Genomic DNA, 15,769 nt, shown 5'->3' with positions numbered 1-15,769 from the left:
CTCCACGCCCCGTTCGCGTGGGGTGAACCGCGCAAAGGGGGGCGGGTTTCCGGAGCGCGTCGCCGATAGCCCGGGCCGTCCTCATGCGACGTTCCGCCCCGGTCAGCCGAGCTCGACCTGTCAGGCGAGCGTCACGCACGGACCTTGCAGCGGCGGGACGGCCCCCTATGGATTCCCCGTGACCGCCCGGCGCAAGGTGGCGGCTCCTGGGAGGACGACGATGCGACGCTTGACCCTCGCCCTGCTGCTCGCGGGCGCAAGTTCCCTCGTGCTGAGCGGCTCGGCCCTGGCGCAGGGGGCCGCCCCCGCGGAGACCAAGGCCAAGGCCGACGATCTCGAGAAGCTCCAGGCCTTCCAGAGCACCGGCACGGCCGCCGCCCCGGAGATCCCGCAGACGGGCCGCCGCGCCGACGCGATCCGGAAGAACCTCGCCCGGGTGAAGCTCCCCGAGGGCTTCAAGATCGACCTCTACGCCGTCGTCCCGGACGCGCGCGCCCTCGCGGTGGGGCCGAACGCCGGCGTCGTCTTCGTGGGCACGCGCAAGACCAAGATCTACACCGTGACGGACCGCGACAAGGACCGCGTCGCCGACGAGGTGCGCGCCTTCGCGCCGGGCATCGACTTCAAGATCCCCAACGGCGTCTGCTTCTCGCGCGACGGCGTGCTGACGGTGGCGGAGCAGAACAGGGTCCTGACCTTCCCGGCGGCGGAGTTCTTCTACGAGAACCCGGACGTCGCCGCGGGCGTCGTCGTCAAGCAGGGCGAGCTGATCCCGGCCTCCGAGGAGAGCTACAACCACACCGCCCGGGTCTGCCGCGTCGGTCCGGACGGGAAGACCTACATCGCGCTCGGCCAGCCCTACAACGTGCCGCCGAAGGAGAAGCTCGACCTCTACGCGAAGACCGGCATCGGCGGCATCATCCGCATGGACGCGGACGGCAAGAACCGGGAGGTGTACGCCACCGGCGTCCGCAACTCGGTGGGCATGGACTTCAGCGCCGCGGACAAGACGCTGTGGTTCACGGACAACCAGGTGGACGGCATGGGCGACGACCAGCCGCCGGGCGAGCTGAACCGCGCCGCCAAGGCCGGCGAGAACTTCGGCTTCCCCTGGTTCGGCGGCGGTCAGGTGCGCACCGCCGAGTACAAGGACGCGACGCCGCCCAAGGACGCGGTGTCGCCCCAGGCCGAGCTGCCGCCGCACGCGGCCGATCTCGGCATGACCTTCTACAATGGCAAGATGTTTCCGCAGAGCTATCGCGGCGGCATCTTCACGGCCGAGCACGGCTCCTGGAACCGCACGCAGCCGATCGGCGCGCGGGTGATGTTCGTGCCCGTCGACAAGGACGGCAAGGCCGGCCAGCCGACGCCCTTCGCGGAGGGCTGGCTCACCGGCGACGGCGAGTATCTCGGGCGTCCCGTGGACGTCGCCGTGCTCCTCGACGGCTCGCTGCTCGTCTCGGACGACACCGCCGGCGCGATCTACCGGATCTCGTACGAGGGCAAGTAGCCCGCTTCGGCAAGCAGTCAGCCGCCCGGCCTCCCGGCCGGGCCGCCCCGTTCGGCTAGCCACCCCGGCGAGAATCCCCGATGCCGCACCGCCTCCGTTGCCTGCTCGCCGCCTGCCTGATCCTGCCGTTGGCCGCGTCCGCGGCCCGCGCGGGCGACGCGGCGGCGGGCCGCAAGCGCGCCAGCGCCTGCCAGACCTGCCACGGAATGGACGGTCTCTCGAAGCTGCCCGAGGCGCCGAACCTCGCCGGTCAGGTCGAGCCCTACCTCGTGAAGGCGCTGACCGAGTACCGGGACGGCACCCGCCGCAACGAGATCATGAACGTGGTGGCCAAGGAGCTGAGCGAGGCCGACATCGCGAACCTCGCGGCCTACTACGCCGGGATCCAGATCGACGTGCTGCCCCCGGGCTGAGCCAGGGGGCAGACCCCGAAGCCCGTCACCGCCCGGGTGGGCGACGCCCTATCGCCTCGGCAGCGGCTCGGCGGCCTTCCGCGCGGCGCGGGCGCTCCGGAGATCGCGCACGATCTCCGTGAGGAAGGCCTCGAAGCTGGCGATCGAGAACAGGGCGATGGCGAAGACCAGGAGGGCGGATACGAGGGTCTTCGCGGTCAGCGGGTCCACGGCTTGAAATCCTGACGATGGGGTTGGGCGACACCCGGAATGTGTGCGCCGCCCCGCGCCGGCACCACCGCCGACGGCGGGAGGCCAGCCATGCGCGCCGGGCGCACTGCGGGGTGCGTCCGCGCACGGATTCCGACGCACGCCCCCGGATCCGTCAGGGGAACGGGGCGCGTCCCATCAGAAGATGCGTCAGGAACAGCCCGGTGAGGATCCGGCGCTTCTCGGCCAGGGACAGGCTAGGCTGCGCCAGCAGCGCGCAGGTCGCGGGGTCGGCCGCGACCGTGGCGGCGAGGTCTAGGCTGAAGCCGGCACCGATCCGGTGCAGTCCCGTGGCCGGTTCGGCGAGATAGCGCTCGACCGCCTCCGCGAGCGCCGCCATGTCGATGGGAGGTGCCACGATCCGGCCGGGGTCGACGGACGGCTTGGCCATGACACCTCGCTTCGGGGCCGGAAACTTGGCAAACCCAAGTTGCAGGGCCCGAATGAATACGCGCCAGGCGGGCGTATCGCCAGGGCCTCACAGGCAGATCAGGCGCGGCGAGAACGCCGTCACGAAGCCCGCCCGGGCGTAGAGCCGCTCCACGGGGCCGCCGGCCGGGCACTGGAGGAACACGAGCGCCGCCCCGCTGCGCCCGGCCTCGGCCACCGCCGCCGCGGTGATCCGGGCGCCGAGGCCGAGGCGCTGCCGGTCGATCCGGGTGCTGACGTTGTAGAGGCCGGCGAGACGGCCCAGCCGGTAGAGGCTCGCGCAGGCCGCCGGCTCGCCCGCCTGGTGCAGGACGAGATGGACGGGCGCGACCCGCGCGGGCGCCGCCGCTCTGCGCAGGGCCGGGACGTAGTGCCGGGTGATGTGCTCGTGCACGAGCGGCTCGTCGGAGGACGCCCGAAACACCGCCTCGAAGGCCGGCGGCGGCACCGCACCCGCGTGCCGGCTGATCGCCGGGTCGTCGGCGGCCGTGACCGCGGTCCGCCGCACCATCCAGCGGGCCGGGTAGGTGGCGGTCGCCGCCCCGGGAGCGGGCAGTACCTCCTCGCCCTCCGCGAGGATCGCCGGTGCGCGGCCGTGCGCCGCCGCGGCGGCGCGGGCGAAGGCCGCGGCGGCGGGCGTCCGCAGGCCGGCGGCGAAGTTCAGGGTCGGGTCGGGGATCGTCTCGGACCAGGCGTAGCGGCTCCCGTCCGGCCCCGGCTCCACCCCGTCGACGAGGCTCCCCCGCAGCATCGCGAGGTGCGCATCGAGGAGGGTCGCGAAGCTCACCATGGGGGCGCCTCAGGCGGCCTCCGCCCACGGCCGCAGCCAGTGGGCGAAGCGGGCGTGAAAGGCGGGCGACAGCACGATGTCGAGGTGGTCGGTCTCCGGCACGGTCTCGACCGAGAGGAGGCGGTCCGTGTGGCGGCCCCAGTCGATCACCGGCAGTCCCGCCTCGCGGGAGCGGCTCGCCACGAAGGACCGCACCGGCACGTCGCTCTGCGTCAGCGCGAGGTCGCGGAACTGCAGCGCGTGGTCCACCAGCGTCCAGAGGATGCGCTCGCGGCTGCCCACCTCCGGCCCGTCGGCCGGGAGCGGCTGCGGCTCGGCGGCGAGGAAGCGCAGGAGCTGCACGGCGGCCTCCGGGTCCGCGCGGGCGCGCAGGGCCTCCCACTCCGCCCGCATCGCGGAGCGGGCGAGCCAGGCCTCGACCAGCTCCTCGAAGGCGGCGCGCTCCGCCGTCGCGACGGGCCGTCCGGCGCCGGGCGCGAAGTTCGCCTCGAGGCCGCAGGCGTCGAGCATGCCCACGAAGCCGAGCTGTACGTCCGGTCCGAGCCGGCAGGCGGTCTCGTAGGCGAGCACGCCGCCCCAGGACCAGCCCAGGAAGGTGCAGGGGCGACCCCGCGCCAGGCTCCGCACCCGCGCCGCGTAAGCCTCGGCGAGATCAGCCACGGAGGGCAGCGGCCGCGGTGCCTCGACGAGGGAGGCGCACAGGAACCCGACGGCCGCCTGCCCCGCCCCGAGGCTCTGCACCAGGGGCTCGTACTCGCGGGTGCTGACGAGGAGGCCGGGGAACAGCACGAGGAGGGGGCTCCCGGCATCGCCCGCGTTCAGCGTCACCAGCGGCGCGAGGGTGCCGGGCCCCCCGCCCTCCCCTTCGTCGGCTCCTTGGCCGTCCTCCTCCCGCCCGGCCTCGATCCGGGCCGCGAGCGCCGCGATGGTCGGGTCGCGCAGGAGGTCGGCGACGCCGATGCCGCCGCCCGGCGCGATCAGCCGGAGCCGCGCGACGAGGCGCAGCGCCGACAGCGAGTCGCCCCCGAGGGCGAAGAACGGGCGCTCGGCGTCCATCACCGGGGTGCCGAGGATCTCCGACCAGATGCCCGCGAGCCGTCGCTCCGTCGCCGTCCCGGGCGCGCGGATCGCCGCCTCCCCGGCTCCCGGATCCGGGAGAGCCTTGCGGTCGACCTTGCCGTTCGGGGTGACGGGCAAGCGGTCGAGGATCGTGAGGCGGGCCGGGACCATGTAGTCGGGCAGGTGCCGGGCCAGGGCCGCCCGCAGGCGTCCGGCCTCGGGCCGCCGCCCGCGCGCCGCGGTGACGTAGCCCGCGAGGCTCGCGCCGCCCGGGGCCTCTCGGCGCAGTACCACCGCCTCGCCGACCTCCGGCAGGGCGCGCAGCGCCGCCTCCACCTCACCGAGCTCGATGCGGTGGCCGCGGACCTTGACCTGATCGTCGACCCGCCCCGCGTAGGCGAGGCTGCCGTCGGGCCGCGCCCGCACCCGGTCGCCGGTGCGGTACATGCGGCTGCCCGGCGGGCCGAACGGATCGGGCAGGAACCGCAGGGCCGTCTCGGCCGGGCGGCCGAGGTAGCCCCGCGCGAGGCCACCCGCGATGTAGAGCTCGCCCGTCTCGCCCGGCGCCACCGGTTCGAGGTCGGGGCCGAGGACGTGGCTGCGGCGCGCGCCGACCGCCGTCCCGATCGGCGCGGTGGCCTCGGTGAAGGCGGTACCGGGCGCCGCCTTCCAGACGAGGGGCGAGATCACGCACTCGGTCGGCCCGTAGCCGTTGATCAGGAGGCGCGGCTTCAGGGCCCGCCCGATGCGCGCGAAGGTCTCGCGGGGCATGGCCTCGCCGCCGAAGGAGTAGACGTCGACCTGGGGCGCCTCGCCGATCGTCTCGGCCCATTCGGCGAGCTGGCCGATGTAGCCCGTGGGCAGGCCCGCGTGGCTGCAGCGGTGGCGGCGCAGGATTGCGAGGGTCTCGGCAGCGGTCCAGAGCTCGGGCCCGCGCAGCACGATGCTGGCGCCGACGCAGAGGGGCGTCAGCCAGCGCTCGTGCGCGCCGTCGAAGGCGAAGGACAGGAAGTGCAGCTCGCGGGACGCCGCGTCCATCTCGTAGGCGGCGGCGGTGGCGCGGCAGTGCATGGCGAGCGGCCCGTGCTCCACGAGCACGCCCTTCGGGCGGCCGGTCGAGCCCGAGGTGAAGATCAGGTAGGCGGGGGTCTCCGAGCGCAGGACGGGCTCCGCCGCGGCGGGTGCGCCGAGCGCCGCGACGTCGATGACCGCCCCGGGCGGCAGGTCGAGGCGGCGGGCGAGGTCGGGCGTCGTGACGACCGCATCCGCGCCCGCCTCCTCCAGCATGGTGCGGATGCGGGCCGCCGGATAGGCCGGGTCGAGGGGCAGGAAGGCTGACCCTGCCCGCAGCGTCCCGAGGAACGCGGCGATCGCGAGCGGCGAGCGCTCCAGCGCCACGGCCACGATCGGGCCGACCCCGCGGGCGAGGAGCCCGGCGGCGATCCCGCCGGCGCTCGCGTCGAGGGCGCCGCGGGTCACGGTCTCCGCCCCGAACAGGATGGCGGGCGCCTCGGGCTCGGCGCGGGCGAGGCGCGCCAGCGTCGCCGGCAGGGACTCGAAGCCCGGGCCCTCCTCCGGGGCGTCGCCGCGAGGGGCCGGGTCGGACCTGTTCGCCGGATCGTCGAGCCAGGCCCGCGCGGCGGCGAGGTCCGAGGGGCCGTGGATCCGGGCCCAGCCGGCCGGCAGCGCTCGGTCCGCCGGCCACAGGGCCCGGTGCCCCCGGCCGCTCGCGGCGACGACGAGGGGCTGCATCGTCCAGTCGGTGTCCATCGTGGTGTCCAGCCCGCTCCCGTCCGCGTCCGGCCGCCTGTCCGGGCCCGCCCCTTCCTGACGAACGGGCCGCGGGGCGGTTCAGGGCGCCCGACCGGAACCGGGCCGATCCCCGAACCGGCCCCTGAACCGGTCCCTGAACCGGCCCGGGCCTCATCCGTCATCAGGCAGACGGATCATCGGCCGCGGGTTTGCGGCCGCGAGCGGGGAGCGCCGGATGCGGGCGGAAGCGAGCGTGAGGCGGGTCGGCGAAACGATCGCGGGCGAGGCGGTGCGGCTGCAGCTGTGCGGCACCGCGGCGGAGCCGGTCCTGAGGGTCGAGGCGGCGCCGGACGATGCCGCGGCGGTCGCGGGCCTGCTGGCGCGGGCGGAGGCGCTCACCGCGGAGGATCCGGGCGTTCTGCGGATCCGGGTCGATCCCGGCGTGCGGCCCGGCGCGGGGGCGCGCCTCGTCGCGCAGGGCGCGGCGCGGCGCTTCGGCGGGGCCTTCGAGATCCTGCCGGGCCTGCTCTGGCAATGCGCCGGCCCCTGGATGCCGCAGGCCCGGCCCCCCTTCCCCGAGCTGCACACGCAGACCCACGGCCGGCGCCACCCGCTGCGGCCCGAAGCGCCGGAGGGGACCCTCTACGCCCGCCGGATCCCCTGGCTCGACCGGACCCTCAGCTTCCGCACCATGACGGAGGCCGGGGATGCGGCCCGCTTCTCCGCCTGGATGAACGACCCCCGCGTCGCCGCCGTGTGGGAGGAGCGCGGCACGCTCGCCGAGCACCGGGCCTACCTGGAGCGCCTGCAGGCCGACCCCCACACCCTGCCCCTGTTCGGCTGCCTCGACGGGGAGCCCTTCGGCTACTTCGAGTTGTACTGGGCGAGGGAGAGCCGCCTCGGCGCCCTCTACGAGGCGGGGGACCACGACCGCGGCTGGCACGTCGCCATCGGCGAGGCCTCGGTGCGGGGCAGGCCCTACCTCTCGGCCTGGCTGCCGTCGCTGATGCACTTCCTGTTCCTCGACGAGCCCCGGACGCGCCGCATCGTCGGCGAGCCGCGGGCGGACCACGCCCAGCAGATCCGCAACCTGCACGGCTCCGGCTTCGCGACGATCGCGACGGTCGACTTCCCCCACAAGCGGGCCGCCCTGGTGGCGCTCGCGCGCGACCACTTCTTCCGCGACCGGCTCTGGGTGCCGGGCGCCGCCGCGGCGGATGCCGCGCCGCGCCCGCCCGCCGTTCCGCTCGCCTGAGGCGCGACGATGATCCACGCCACCGACGACATCCTGGGCATCGGCTTCGGCCCCGCCAACCTCTCCCTCGCCATCGCCCTGCGCGACCTGGCGCCGGGGCTGAGCATGCGCTTCCTCGAGGGCCAGCCGCGCTTCGGCTGGCACCGGGGCATGATGCTGCCCGGCGCCGACATGCAGATCAGCTTCGTGAAGGACCTCGTGACCCTGCGGGACCCGACGAGCCCGTTCAGCTTCATCAACTACCTGCACGGCAAGGGCCGGCTGAACGCCTTCCTGAACCTGAAGACGTTCAACCCGTCGCGCGTCGAGTACAACGACTACCTGGCCTGGGCGGCCGAGCACTTCGCGGCCGTCACGGTCTACGGGGAGCGGGTCGCCTCGGTGAGCCCGGAGGTCCGGGACGGGCGCCTCGTCGCCTTCTCGGTGGAGTCGCGCGGGCCGGACGGCGCGGCGACCCTGCGCCGCTGCCGCCACCTCGTCGTGGCGGCAGGGGGCGACCCCGTCGTCCCGGAGCCGTTCCGGGCGCTCGCGGGGGACGCCCGGGTGATCCACTCGTCGGGCTACCTGCCCGGCATCGCGGCGGCCCTCGGCGACCCGGCCGAGCGGCCGGCGCCCCGCATCCTGGTGATCGGCGGCGGCCAGAGCGCGGTCGAGATCGCGGTGGATGCCGGGCGGCGCTACCCCGAGGCCCGGGTCGACCTCGCGATCCGCGCCCCCGCCCTGCGGCCGGCCGACGACAGCCCCTTCGTCAACGAGATCTTCGACCCCGGGGCGGTGGACCGCGTGCACGGCGCCCCCGAGGAGATCCGGGCCGAGCTCATCGAGGGGCATCGCGCCACCAACTATGCGGTGGTCGACGCCGACCTGATCCAGCACTTCTACGCCACCCTCTACGCCGAGGCGGTGACGGGCGAGGTCCGCAACCGCCTCCTGCGCAGCACCGTCGCGGAGGCCGTCGCCGCGGCGCCGGAGGGCCTGCGGGTGAGCCTGCGGGAGCGGCTCTCGGACACGGCGCGGGCGGAGACCTACGACCTCGTGGTCCTCGCCACCGGCTACGTGCGGTCCGCGATCCCGACGCTGCTCGAACCCCTGCGCCCGTTCCTCGCCGGCGAGACGGTGGACCGGCGCTACCGGCTGCCCCTCGCCGGGGCCGACCCGCACCTGACCCTCCACCTCCAGGGGGTGTCGGAGGCCACCCACGGGCTGACCGAGACCCTGCTCTCGATCCTGCCCGTGCGGGCCGCGGAGATCGCCGGCACCATCCTGGAGGCCGAGGGGGCCGCGCGGGCCGCCCGCCGCCCTGCCGCCGTGCTGGCCTCGTGAGCCGGCCCGCACCGGACCTCCTCGGGGCGCCCGTCATCCCGCTGATCCTGCGGCTCTCGGGCCCCGCGATCCTCGGGATCTCGGCGCACTCGCTGCAGATGCTGGCGAACGCCTGGTTCGTGGCCGATCTCGGGCCGACCGCCATCGCCACCATCGCCATCGCCTACCCGGTGACGCTCCTCGTGGCCGCCCTCGGCTACGGCGCGGGCATCGGGGCGGCCTCGCTGGTCTCGCGGGCGCTCGGGCGCGGCGACCGGCGCTCCGCCGAGGACGCCGCCGCCCTCGGCTTCTGGCTGGTCGGCCCCGCCGGGCTCGTCCTGACGCTGGCGATCCTCGCCGACGCGCCGGCCTGGCTGCGCCTCCTCGGGGCGGGGCCGGGGCTCGCCGAGGCGGCCTCCGCCTACACGGCCCTCTCCACCGCCGGCACCGCCCTGATGCTCGTCATGATCGTCGGCGGCTTCGTGGTGCGGGCACAGGGGCTCGCCGCCCTCAGCGGCGCCGTGATGGTCGCGGCCTTCGGCCTCAACATCCTGCTCGACGCGGTGCTGATCCTCGGCTTCGGCCTCGGCACCGCCGGGGCGGGCTGGGCGGCCCTCCTGTCGCAGCTCGCCGGGGCGCTCGCCTACGCGTGGCATTTCGCCACCGTGCGGGGGGACGCGCGGATCCGCTTCCGCGCCCCCTGGCGCATGGCCGCCCCCCGGCTCCTCCTCGGCGACCTCTTGCGGATCGGCGCGCCGGTGACGGCCTCGAGCCTGCTCGCGGCCTTCGCCATGGCGCTGTTCGTGCGGGCGGGGGCGGCCTACGGCGAGGCCGCGGTGGCGGGCCTCGGCATCGCGCTCCGGCTCGTGATGGTGGCGGCCCTGCCGCTCCTCGGCGTGATGGCGGGGGCGCAGGCGGTGATCGGGTTCGGCCACGGCGCCGGGCGGCCGGACCGGGTGGCCCGGGCGCTGCGCTTCCTCGTCGGCGCCTCCCTGGCCTACGGCCTCGCGGTCGGCGGCCTGATGATCCTCTGCGCGGAGCCCCTCGTCGGCCTCGTGGCGGACGATGCCGCGACCCGCGCCGCGACGGTGCCGACCCTCGTCGTGTTCGCGGCGGCCTTCATGCCGGTCGGGCTGCAGCTCACCGCCGCCACCCTGTTCCAGGCCGTCGGCGCGCCGCGGCGGGCCGCCCTGGTCTCGCTCTCGGCGCAGGGCCTCGCCCTGATCCCCCCGCTCCTCGTGCTACCGCAGCTCTACGGCTTCGACGGGGTGCTGGCGAGCCGGGCCGTGGCCGAGACGCTCGCCAACGGCCTCGGCGCCGTGCTGCTGCTCGCAAGCCTCCGCGAGGGGGCAATCGCCCTCGACGGCGGCCCGGCAGCGTTCGTGCCCGCGGCGGACCAGCCCGCACACGAGGGCGCGTGAGACGCCGAGCCGCGCCGCGATGTCCTTCTGGGGCACCCCGTCGACGCGGTGCAGGCGGAACACCGTGCGCACCGGCTCAGGCAGGCCCTCGACGGCGGCCTGGGCCCGCCGCAGCGCCTGGCGGGCGGCCACGACGCCCTCGGCGTCGGCCCCCGGCGCCGGCGCGGCGATGCCGCTCTCCAGCGCCGCGAAGGTGCGCGCCTCGAAGCGCAGGCGCCGGGCCCGGTCGATGGCGAGGTTGCGCACCATCCGGGCGACGTAGGCGCCCTGCGGCCCGATGCCGGGGGGCGGGGGCGCCGAGAGCAGGCGCAGCCAGACGTCCTGCACCACGTCCTCGGCGAGCGCCCGGCAGCGCAGGATGCGGGTGGCGGCCGCCACCAGCGCCTCCTTGCGGGCCTGGAGGGACGCGAAGCACCACGCCGCGCCGGCCGGCGCCGCGTTGAGGGTTCTCATCGTGCTGGAGCGGCCATTCGACATGGCCGGCAGGGAAGTCCGCGGTCCTCCAGCAAGTCAAGGTTTCGACAACAGATTGGAATCAGAACAGATCCAGCATCACCGATAGTTCAGTGGCCGAATTGACCTGGGGCCGATACTGATGACGGAGCGCCCGTGCGGCCCGCGACGATCGGGCCGCCTGCCCGATCAGCTACCGGACGACCTGCAAGACGACCTGCAAGACGACCCGCGCAAGGCTCGCCGCCCGCGCCTCATCCCACCGCGAAGGGCTCGTCCAGGTGGTCGAAGGCGAGGGCCGCCGTCTCGATGACGATCTGGGTGCGGCTGATCACGTCGAGCTTGCGCAGGATCTCGGAGACGTGGGCCTTCACGGTCGAGTCGCTGACGTCGAGCTCGTGGGCGATCTGCTTGTTGAGCTTGCCCTGGCGGATCATGCCGAGCACCCGCAGCTGCTGCGGCGTCAGGCGGGCGATGCGCTCGGCCAGCGGCGCCTTGCGGGGCCGGCCGGCCTCCGCGGCGGCCTGGCGCGGCTCGGGGAAGTCCCGGGGCATGAACAGGGCGCCGCTCAACACCTCCGAGATGGCGCGGGTCAGCGTCGCCTTGTCGACGGCCTTGGGCACGAAGCCCGCCGCCCCGTGGTGGATCGCCTGCTGCATCACCCGCGGGTCGTCGATCCCCGACACGATCAGGATCGGGATGCGCGGGAAGCGCCCGCGGATCGAGACGAGCCCGTCGAAGCCCGTCACCCCCTGCATCGAGAGGTCGAGGAGGACGAGGTCGAGGCCCGGCGTGGCGGCGAGCCGCGCGCGGGCGGCCTCGATGCCGTCGGCCTCGTGCAGCTCCGCCTCCGGGAAGGCGAGCTGGATGGCGCTGGCGAGCGCTTCGCGGAAGAGCGGATGATCGTCGACGATCAGGAGCCGCATGTCGGCCGTTCCCTCGGCAGCGTGGTCGGGCGCGAGCGGCGCCGGGACGGCTCGGACGATATCCGGGGCGGCGCGCCGTGGCCACCGTCCCGGACGTTCCCTCGTGGGGCCGGGCGCCCCGCGGGCGCCCGGCGATCCGGCCCTAGCGCTCGGCGACCTTCTTCGGGAGCTTGAAGGCCCAGAAGCTGCCGCCCTGGTTGATGCCGGCCGTCGACTTGGCGACCTCGCCGCCCCAGAGCGGCACCGCGCCGCCCCAGCCGGCCGCGACGCCGACCCACTGCTCGCCGTCCTGCTCCCAGGTGATCGGGGAGGCGACGACGCCGGTGCCGACCTGGAACTTCCAGACCTCCTCGCCGGTCTTGGCGTCGAAGGCCTTCAGGAAGCCCTCGGGCGTGCCGGTGAAGACGAGGTTGCCGCCGGTGGTGAGGACGCCCGCCCAGAGCGGGGCCTTGTTCTTGTACTCCCACACGATCTTGCCGGTGGCCGGGTCGACGGCCTTGAGCGAGCCGATGTGGTCCTCGAAGATCGGCTTGATGGTGAAGCCGGCGCCGAGGTAGGCGGCGCCCTTCTTGTAGGCGACGGGCTCGTTCCAGATGTCCATGCCCCACTCGTTCGAGGGGACGTAGAACAGCTTCGTGTCGGGGCTGTAGCCGATCGGCATCCAGTTCTTGCCGCCGAGGAAGCTCGGCACCGCGAACACGGTCTTGCCCTTCTTGCCGTCCTCGGACTTCGTCGGGTCACCGGGGCGGAACGCGTCGTCGTAGATCGGGCGGCCGTCCTTATCGATGCCCTTGGCCCAGTTGATCTGGGAGACGAAGGGCGAGGCCGAGATGAACTTCCCGTTCGTCCGGTCTAGCACGTAGAAGAAGCCGTTGCGGTCGGCGGTGGCGCCGGCCTTCACGGTCTTGCCGTCCTTCTGCATGTCGAAGGGCACGAACTCGTTCACGCCGTCGAAGTCCCAGCCGTCGTGCGGCGTGGTCTGGAAGCCCCAGACGATCTCGCCGTTCTCCGGGTTGAGCGCGATGCGGGAGGCCGTCCACTTGTTGTCGCCCTGGCGGAGCGCCGAGTTCCACGGGCCGGGGTTGCCGGTGCCGAAGTAGATCAGGTTGGTCTCGGGGTCGTAGGTGCCGCCGAGCCAGGTGGCCCCGCCGCCGAACTTCCACATGTCGCCCGGCCAGGTCTCGTTGACCTTGCCGGTCATGGTCGAGGGCTTGCCGTTGAGCGTGCCCATGTGGCCCTCGATGACCGGCCGCTGCCAGACGAGCTCACCCGTCTCGGCGTCCCGCGCCTCGACCCGGCCGACGATGCCGAACTCGCCGCCCGACACGCCGGTGATGACCTTGCCCTTCACGATGAGGGGCGCGGCCGTGTAGCTGTAGCCGGCCTTGAAGTCGTCGATGTCCTTGCGCCAGACCACCTTGCCGGTCTTCTGGTCGAGGGCCACGAGCTTGGCGTCGAGGGTGCCGAAGATCACCTTGTCCTTGTAGAGCGCGGCGCCGCGGTTCACGACGTCGCAGCAGGGCAGGATGCCCTCGGGCAGGCGGGCGGCGTATTCCCACTTCTTCTCGCCGGTGCGCGAATCGATCGCGTAGATGCGCGAGTAGGAGCCGGTGACGTAGATGACGCCGTCCTTGACCAGCGCCTGGCTCTCCTGGCCGCGCTGCTTCTCGCCCCCGAAGGAGAACGAGTAGGCCGGCACGAGGCCCTTGATGGTGTCCCGGTTGATCGCCTTCAGCGGGCTGTAGCGCTGGGCCTGCGGCCCGAGGCCGTAGGTCACGACGTCCTGGGGCGTCTTGGCGTCGTTCAGGATGTCCTGGTCGCTCACGCCCTCGGCGCGCACGGCCGTGGCGGACATCATCGTCGCGGCGCCGAGGATCAGCGCCGCCGCCCCCACCGCCGTCAGGAACCGGTCTCGCACCCGCATGGCATTTCCTCCTAGGATCTTTGAGGCCGGCTGCCGACGGGCTGAATGTCCCTGTTGACTGGCGGCATGCCCCGGACTTCAAGCTAGCCTGTCTCTTAGGATCTGTTTATTGGCCTTAAGTCGAATAGCGCGTGCGCTGCACAATAGAACACTGTGAGGACGCCGGCCCTCTATTTGAGTTCTTGTTGCCGGCCTCGCGGGAATCCGATCCTCAATAGCCGCTCGGCGCCGTGAGGGTGACGCCGTGGCGGTCGCAGATCGCCTTGAGCGCGCCGTCCGCCTGGAGCGCCGCCAGCGCCTCGCCCACCGCGTAGCCGAGGTCGCGCGAATCGCTGCGCACGGCGCCGCCGAGGTCCCAGCGAGCCTTCACGAGCCCCGTCAGCGCGAGCTCGACCACCTGGTAGGTGCCGGGCTCGGGCCTGGCGGCGAACAGGGCGGCCTCGATGCCGGCGCGGGTGCCCGCGAGGATCGGCGCCTCGCCGGCCAGGAACGCCTTCGCGGCCGCGTCGAAGTCGCCGAAGTGCCGGAGGGCGCCCCGGTAGCGGCCGCCCTCGGCGGTGAGGAGCTGCGCGTCCGAGGCGCTCATGCCCTCCACCGCGACCGCGTGGCCCTCGATGTCGGCGAGGGTCTCGAAGCCCTCCAGGGCGCCCCGCCGCCAGGCGAAGGCGAGGTGCTGCTCGAAGTAGGGCCGCGTCAGGAAGACCTGCTCGTTGCGCAGCGCGAGCTGCTTGTCGGCCGGCGCGTGGAGCATCAGGTCGGCGAGCGGCGATCCGGCGAGGTCGCCCCGCCAGAGGTTGAGCCGGAAGTCGCCGTCGACGTTCTCGCCCGCATCGACGAGGCGCAGGTCGAGCTTGACCTTCAGGCGCTCGGCGACGGCCCCGGCGATGTCGACGTCGATGCCCTGGGGCCGGCCGTCCCGCAGCGCCGAGAAGGGCGCGTTCTCGCCGTAGAGGGCGACCCGGAGGGTCCCGTCGCGCACGACCTCGTCGAGGGGGCGGGCCGCCACGGGGGCGGCCGCGAGGGCGAGGAGCGCGGCGCCGAGGAGGCGCCCCGCGAGGCCGGGGATGCGCGCCACGTCAGTCCTCGTGCTTCGATTCGATATAGCTGCGGATCGCCCAGAGCGCCTCCTGCGAGAGCACGCCCTCGAAGGACGGCATCTTGGTGACGCCGTTGATGAGCGCGCCGTGGCGCACCCGCTCCTGGAACCAGGTGTCGCCCTCCTGGCCCTTCTCCAGGTAGCGCAGGTCCGGCGCGAGGCCGCCCGAGATCACCTGAAGGCCGTGGCAGCGCGCGCAGTTCTGGTTGTAGCCGGAATCGCCGATCGCCACCGCCTTGGCGTTGCCCCGGTAGGGGTTCTCGGGGCGCCAGTCGGCGCCGAGGGGGTCGAGGCCGTCCGTGTTCACGGGCTGGGGCTGCACGTCGCCGTGGCCGAGAACCGCGCCGCCCGACAGGGCGACGAGGGCGGCCGCGAGCAGCGCGGGTGTCCTGAGATCCATGTGCCGTCCTCCCTGGATCCCCGGGGCCGCGGGGGCCGGCGCGGGGACCGGCGGCCGTCGCTCGCGGCCGCTCCTTCCATTGCGGGCAAGCCTAGCAAGGGCGCCTAGGCGAACCCATTGTGCTTTGGTACGAGGCCGCGGGGCACGGCCGGGGCGCCCCTCCCCCGGGCCCGCCCTGGCACCTTGGTCCAATACCGGCACCCCGCCCTTGCGCCTATCGTCGGGCCAAAGGGCGGCGCCCGGCGAGGCGCGGGCCGAACGACGGGACGGGAACGAGAACGGCCGGGCATGCGGGCGCAGCAGCAGCATGGGACGGGGGGCGGGCCGAGGCCGCGTTCCTCCCCGACGGCCGGTCGCGGGCGCCTGCTGCTGCTCGCCCTGCCATTCGTCCTGCCATTCGCCCTGCTCGCGTCCCCCGCGCCCCTCCGGGCCGCGCCGGCCGGCCCGCCCCTGGCGATCCACTACCTCGAGCGCCGGGTGGAGCGGGCCAAGCCGCTCAACAACGAGCCGCCCGTGCCGGCCGATGCGGGGCTGCGCGGGGCCGAGCTCGGCCTGCGCGACGCCAACGCCTCCGGGCGCTTCCTCGGCCTCGCCTTCGCCCTCACGAGCACGGTGATCGCCCCCGACGCCGACATCCGCGCGGCCTTCGCCGAGATCGCCCGGAGCGGGGCGCCCCGCTTCCTCGTGGTCAACGCCCCGGCCGTCGACCTGCTCGCGCTCGCCGACCTGCCCGAGGCCCGCGACAGCGTCATCCTCAACATCGGCGCGCCCGACACGCGCCTGCGCGACG

13 protein-coding genes and 2 pseudogenes are annotated in these 15,769 nt (G+C 74.2%); 6 read left to right on the top strand and 9 right to left on the bottom strand.

Annotation, left to right across the window (positions count from 1 at the left end; all coding sequences use genetic code 11):
* Positions 1-220: 220 nt before the first annotated feature.
* Together ACLBXP_RS23525 and ACLBXP_RS23520 are read left to right on the top strand one after the other, a co-directional pair.
* A complete protein-coding gene (locus tag ACLBXP_RS23525; RefSeq protein ID WP_447670260.1) occupies positions 221-1,510 on the top strand; it encodes a PQQ-dependent sugar dehydrogenase in 1,290 nt (429 codons plus the stop codon).
* A gap of 80 nt (positions 1,511-1,590) precedes the next feature.
* A complete protein-coding gene (locus ACLBXP_RS23520; RefSeq protein WP_447670259.1) occupies positions 1,591-1,923 on the top strand; it encodes a c-type cytochrome in 333 nt (110 codons plus the stop codon).
* Between the two features lie 48 nt (positions 1,924-1,971).
* On the opposite strand, the gene ACLBXP_RS23515 is transcribed toward ACLBXP_RS23520, so the two are convergent.
* From ACLBXP_RS23515 to ACLBXP_RS23500, 4 genes are all read right to left on the bottom strand, one after another.
* Positions 1,972-2,133, bottom strand: coding sequence for a hypothetical protein (locus ACLBXP_RS23515; RefSeq protein ID WP_447670258.1), 162 nt, complete (start codon positions 2,131-2,133; stop codon positions 1,972-1,974).
* Positions 2,134-2,287: 154 nt separating this feature from the next.
* Positions 2,288-2,563, bottom strand: coding sequence for a hypothetical protein (locus ACLBXP_RS23510; RefSeq protein ID WP_447670257.1), 276 nt, complete (start codon positions 2,561-2,563; stop codon positions 2,288-2,290).
* 87 nt (positions 2,564-2,650) lie between these two features.
* On the bottom strand, positions 2,651-3,391 hold the full coding sequence (locus tag ACLBXP_RS23505) for a GNAT family N-acetyltransferase (RefSeq protein WP_447670256.1): 741 nt from the start codon (positions 3,389-3,391) through the stop codon (positions 2,651-2,653).
* A gap of 9 nt (positions 3,392-3,400) precedes the next feature.
* On the bottom strand, positions 3,401-6,220 hold the full coding sequence (locus ACLBXP_RS23500; protein WP_447670255.1) for an amino acid adenylation domain-containing protein: 2,820 nt from the start codon (positions 6,218-6,220) through the stop codon (positions 3,401-3,403).
* Positions 6,221-6,455: 235 nt separating this feature from the next.
* Here ACLBXP_RS23500 and ACLBXP_RS23495 point away from each other — a divergent pair, with 235 nt between their 5' ends.
* The 3 genes from ACLBXP_RS23495 to ACLBXP_RS23485 are packed head-to-tail and all read left to right on the top strand — an operon-like array spanning position 6,456 to position 10,180.
* Positions 6,456-7,457, top strand: a complete 1,002-nt coding sequence (locus ACLBXP_RS23495; protein ID WP_447670254.1) for a GNAT family N-acetyltransferase — start codon at positions 6,456-6,458, stop codon at positions 7,455-7,457.
* Between the two features lie 9 nt (positions 7,458-7,466).
* Positions 7,467-8,780: a lysine N(6)-hydroxylase/L-ornithine N(5)-oxygenase family protein gene (locus ACLBXP_RS23490; protein WP_447670253.1), complete on the top strand. Its 1,314-nt coding sequence runs from the start codon at positions 7,467-7,469 to the stop codon at positions 8,778-8,780.
* On the top strand, positions 8,777-10,180 hold the full coding sequence (locus ACLBXP_RS23485; RefSeq protein WP_447670252.1) for an MATE family efflux transporter: 1,404 nt from the start codon (positions 8,777-8,779) through the stop codon (positions 10,178-10,180). The genes ACLBXP_RS23490 and ACLBXP_RS23485 overlap by 4 nt, the downstream gene beginning before the upstream one ends.
* A gap of 6 nt (positions 10,181-10,186) precedes the next feature.
* Here the strand turns inward: ACLBXP_RS23485 and ACLBXP_RS23480 are convergent.
* The 5 genes and pseudogenes from ACLBXP_RS23480 to pedF all read right to left on the bottom strand — a co-directional run.
* Positions 10,187-10,633 (bottom strand): annotated as a pseudogene (locus ACLBXP_RS23480) (sigma-70 family RNA polymerase sigma factor); the annotation flags it as partial.
* Positions 10,634-10,887: 254 nt separating this feature from the next.
* On the bottom strand, positions 10,888-11,559 hold the full coding sequence (locus ACLBXP_RS23475) for a response regulator (protein WP_447670251.1): 672 nt from the start codon (positions 11,557-11,559) through the stop codon (positions 10,888-10,890).
* Between the two features lie 142 nt (positions 11,560-11,701).
* On the bottom strand, positions 11,702-13,483 hold the full coding sequence (locus tag ACLBXP_RS23470) for a PQQ-dependent methanol/ethanol family dehydrogenase (RefSeq protein WP_447670250.1): 1,782 nt from the start codon (positions 13,481-13,483) through the stop codon (positions 11,702-11,704).
* Between the two features lie 211 nt (positions 13,484-13,694).
* The gene (locus ACLBXP_RS23465; protein WP_447670249.1) at positions 13,695-14,558 is read right to left on the bottom strand and encodes a substrate-binding periplasmic protein; all 864 of its coding nucleotides are present in this window, start codon (positions 14,556-14,558) and stop codon (positions 13,695-13,697) included.
* Between the two features lies 1 nt (position 14,559).
* On the bottom strand, positions 14,560-14,979 hold the full coding sequence (pedF, locus tag ACLBXP_RS23460; RefSeq protein ID WP_447670248.1) for a cytochrome c-550 PedF: 420 nt from the start codon (positions 14,977-14,979) through the stop codon (positions 14,560-14,562).
* Between the two features lie 288 nt (positions 14,980-15,267).
* On the opposite strand from pedF, the pseudogene ACLBXP_RS23455 reads away from it, so the two are divergent.
* A pseudogene (locus ACLBXP_RS23455) lies at positions 15,268-15,769 on the top strand (ABC transporter substrate-binding protein); the annotation flags it as partial.

This window comes from Methylobacterium sp. A54F (assembly GCF_053346035.1).
This window is presented reverse-complemented; position numbering and strand designations above follow the sequence as displayed.

Bases quoted from the DNA above. Each gene is read 5' to 3' on its own strand.
- ACLBXP_RS23525 (WP_447670260.1), top strand. From the start codon at position 221: ATGCGACGCTTGACCCTCGCCCTGCTGCTCGCGGGCGCAAGTTCCCTC.
- ACLBXP_RS23470 (WP_447670250.1), bottom strand. From the start codon at position 13,483: ATGCGGGTGCGAGACCGGTTCCTGACGGCGGTGGGGGCGGCGGCGCTG.
- ACLBXP_RS23505 (WP_447670256.1), bottom strand. From the start codon at position 3,391: ATGGTGAGCTTCGCGACCCTCCTCGATGCGCACCTCGCGATGCTGCGG.
- ACLBXP_RS23490 (WP_447670253.1), top strand. From the start codon at position 7,467: ATGATCCACGCCACCGACGACATCCTGGGCATCGGCTTCGGCCCCGCC.
- ACLBXP_RS23510 (WP_447670257.1), bottom strand. From the start codon at position 2,563: ATGGCCAAGCCGTCCGTCGACCCCGGCCGGATCGTGGCACCTCCCATC.
- ACLBXP_RS23520 (WP_447670259.1), top strand. From the start codon at position 1,591: ATGCCGCACCGCCTCCGTTGCCTGCTCGCCGCCTGCCTGATCCTGCCG.
- ACLBXP_RS23475 (WP_447670251.1), bottom strand. From the start codon at position 11,559: ATGCGGCTCCTGATCGTCGACGATCATCCGCTCTTCCGCGAAGCGCTC.
- pedF (WP_447670248.1), bottom strand. From the start codon at position 14,979: ATGGATCTCAGGACACCCGCGCTGCTCGCGGCCGCCCTCGTCGCCCTG.
- ACLBXP_RS23500 (WP_447670255.1), bottom strand. From the start codon at position 6,220: ATGGACACCGACTGGACGATGCAGCCCCTCGTCGTCGCCGCGAGCGGC.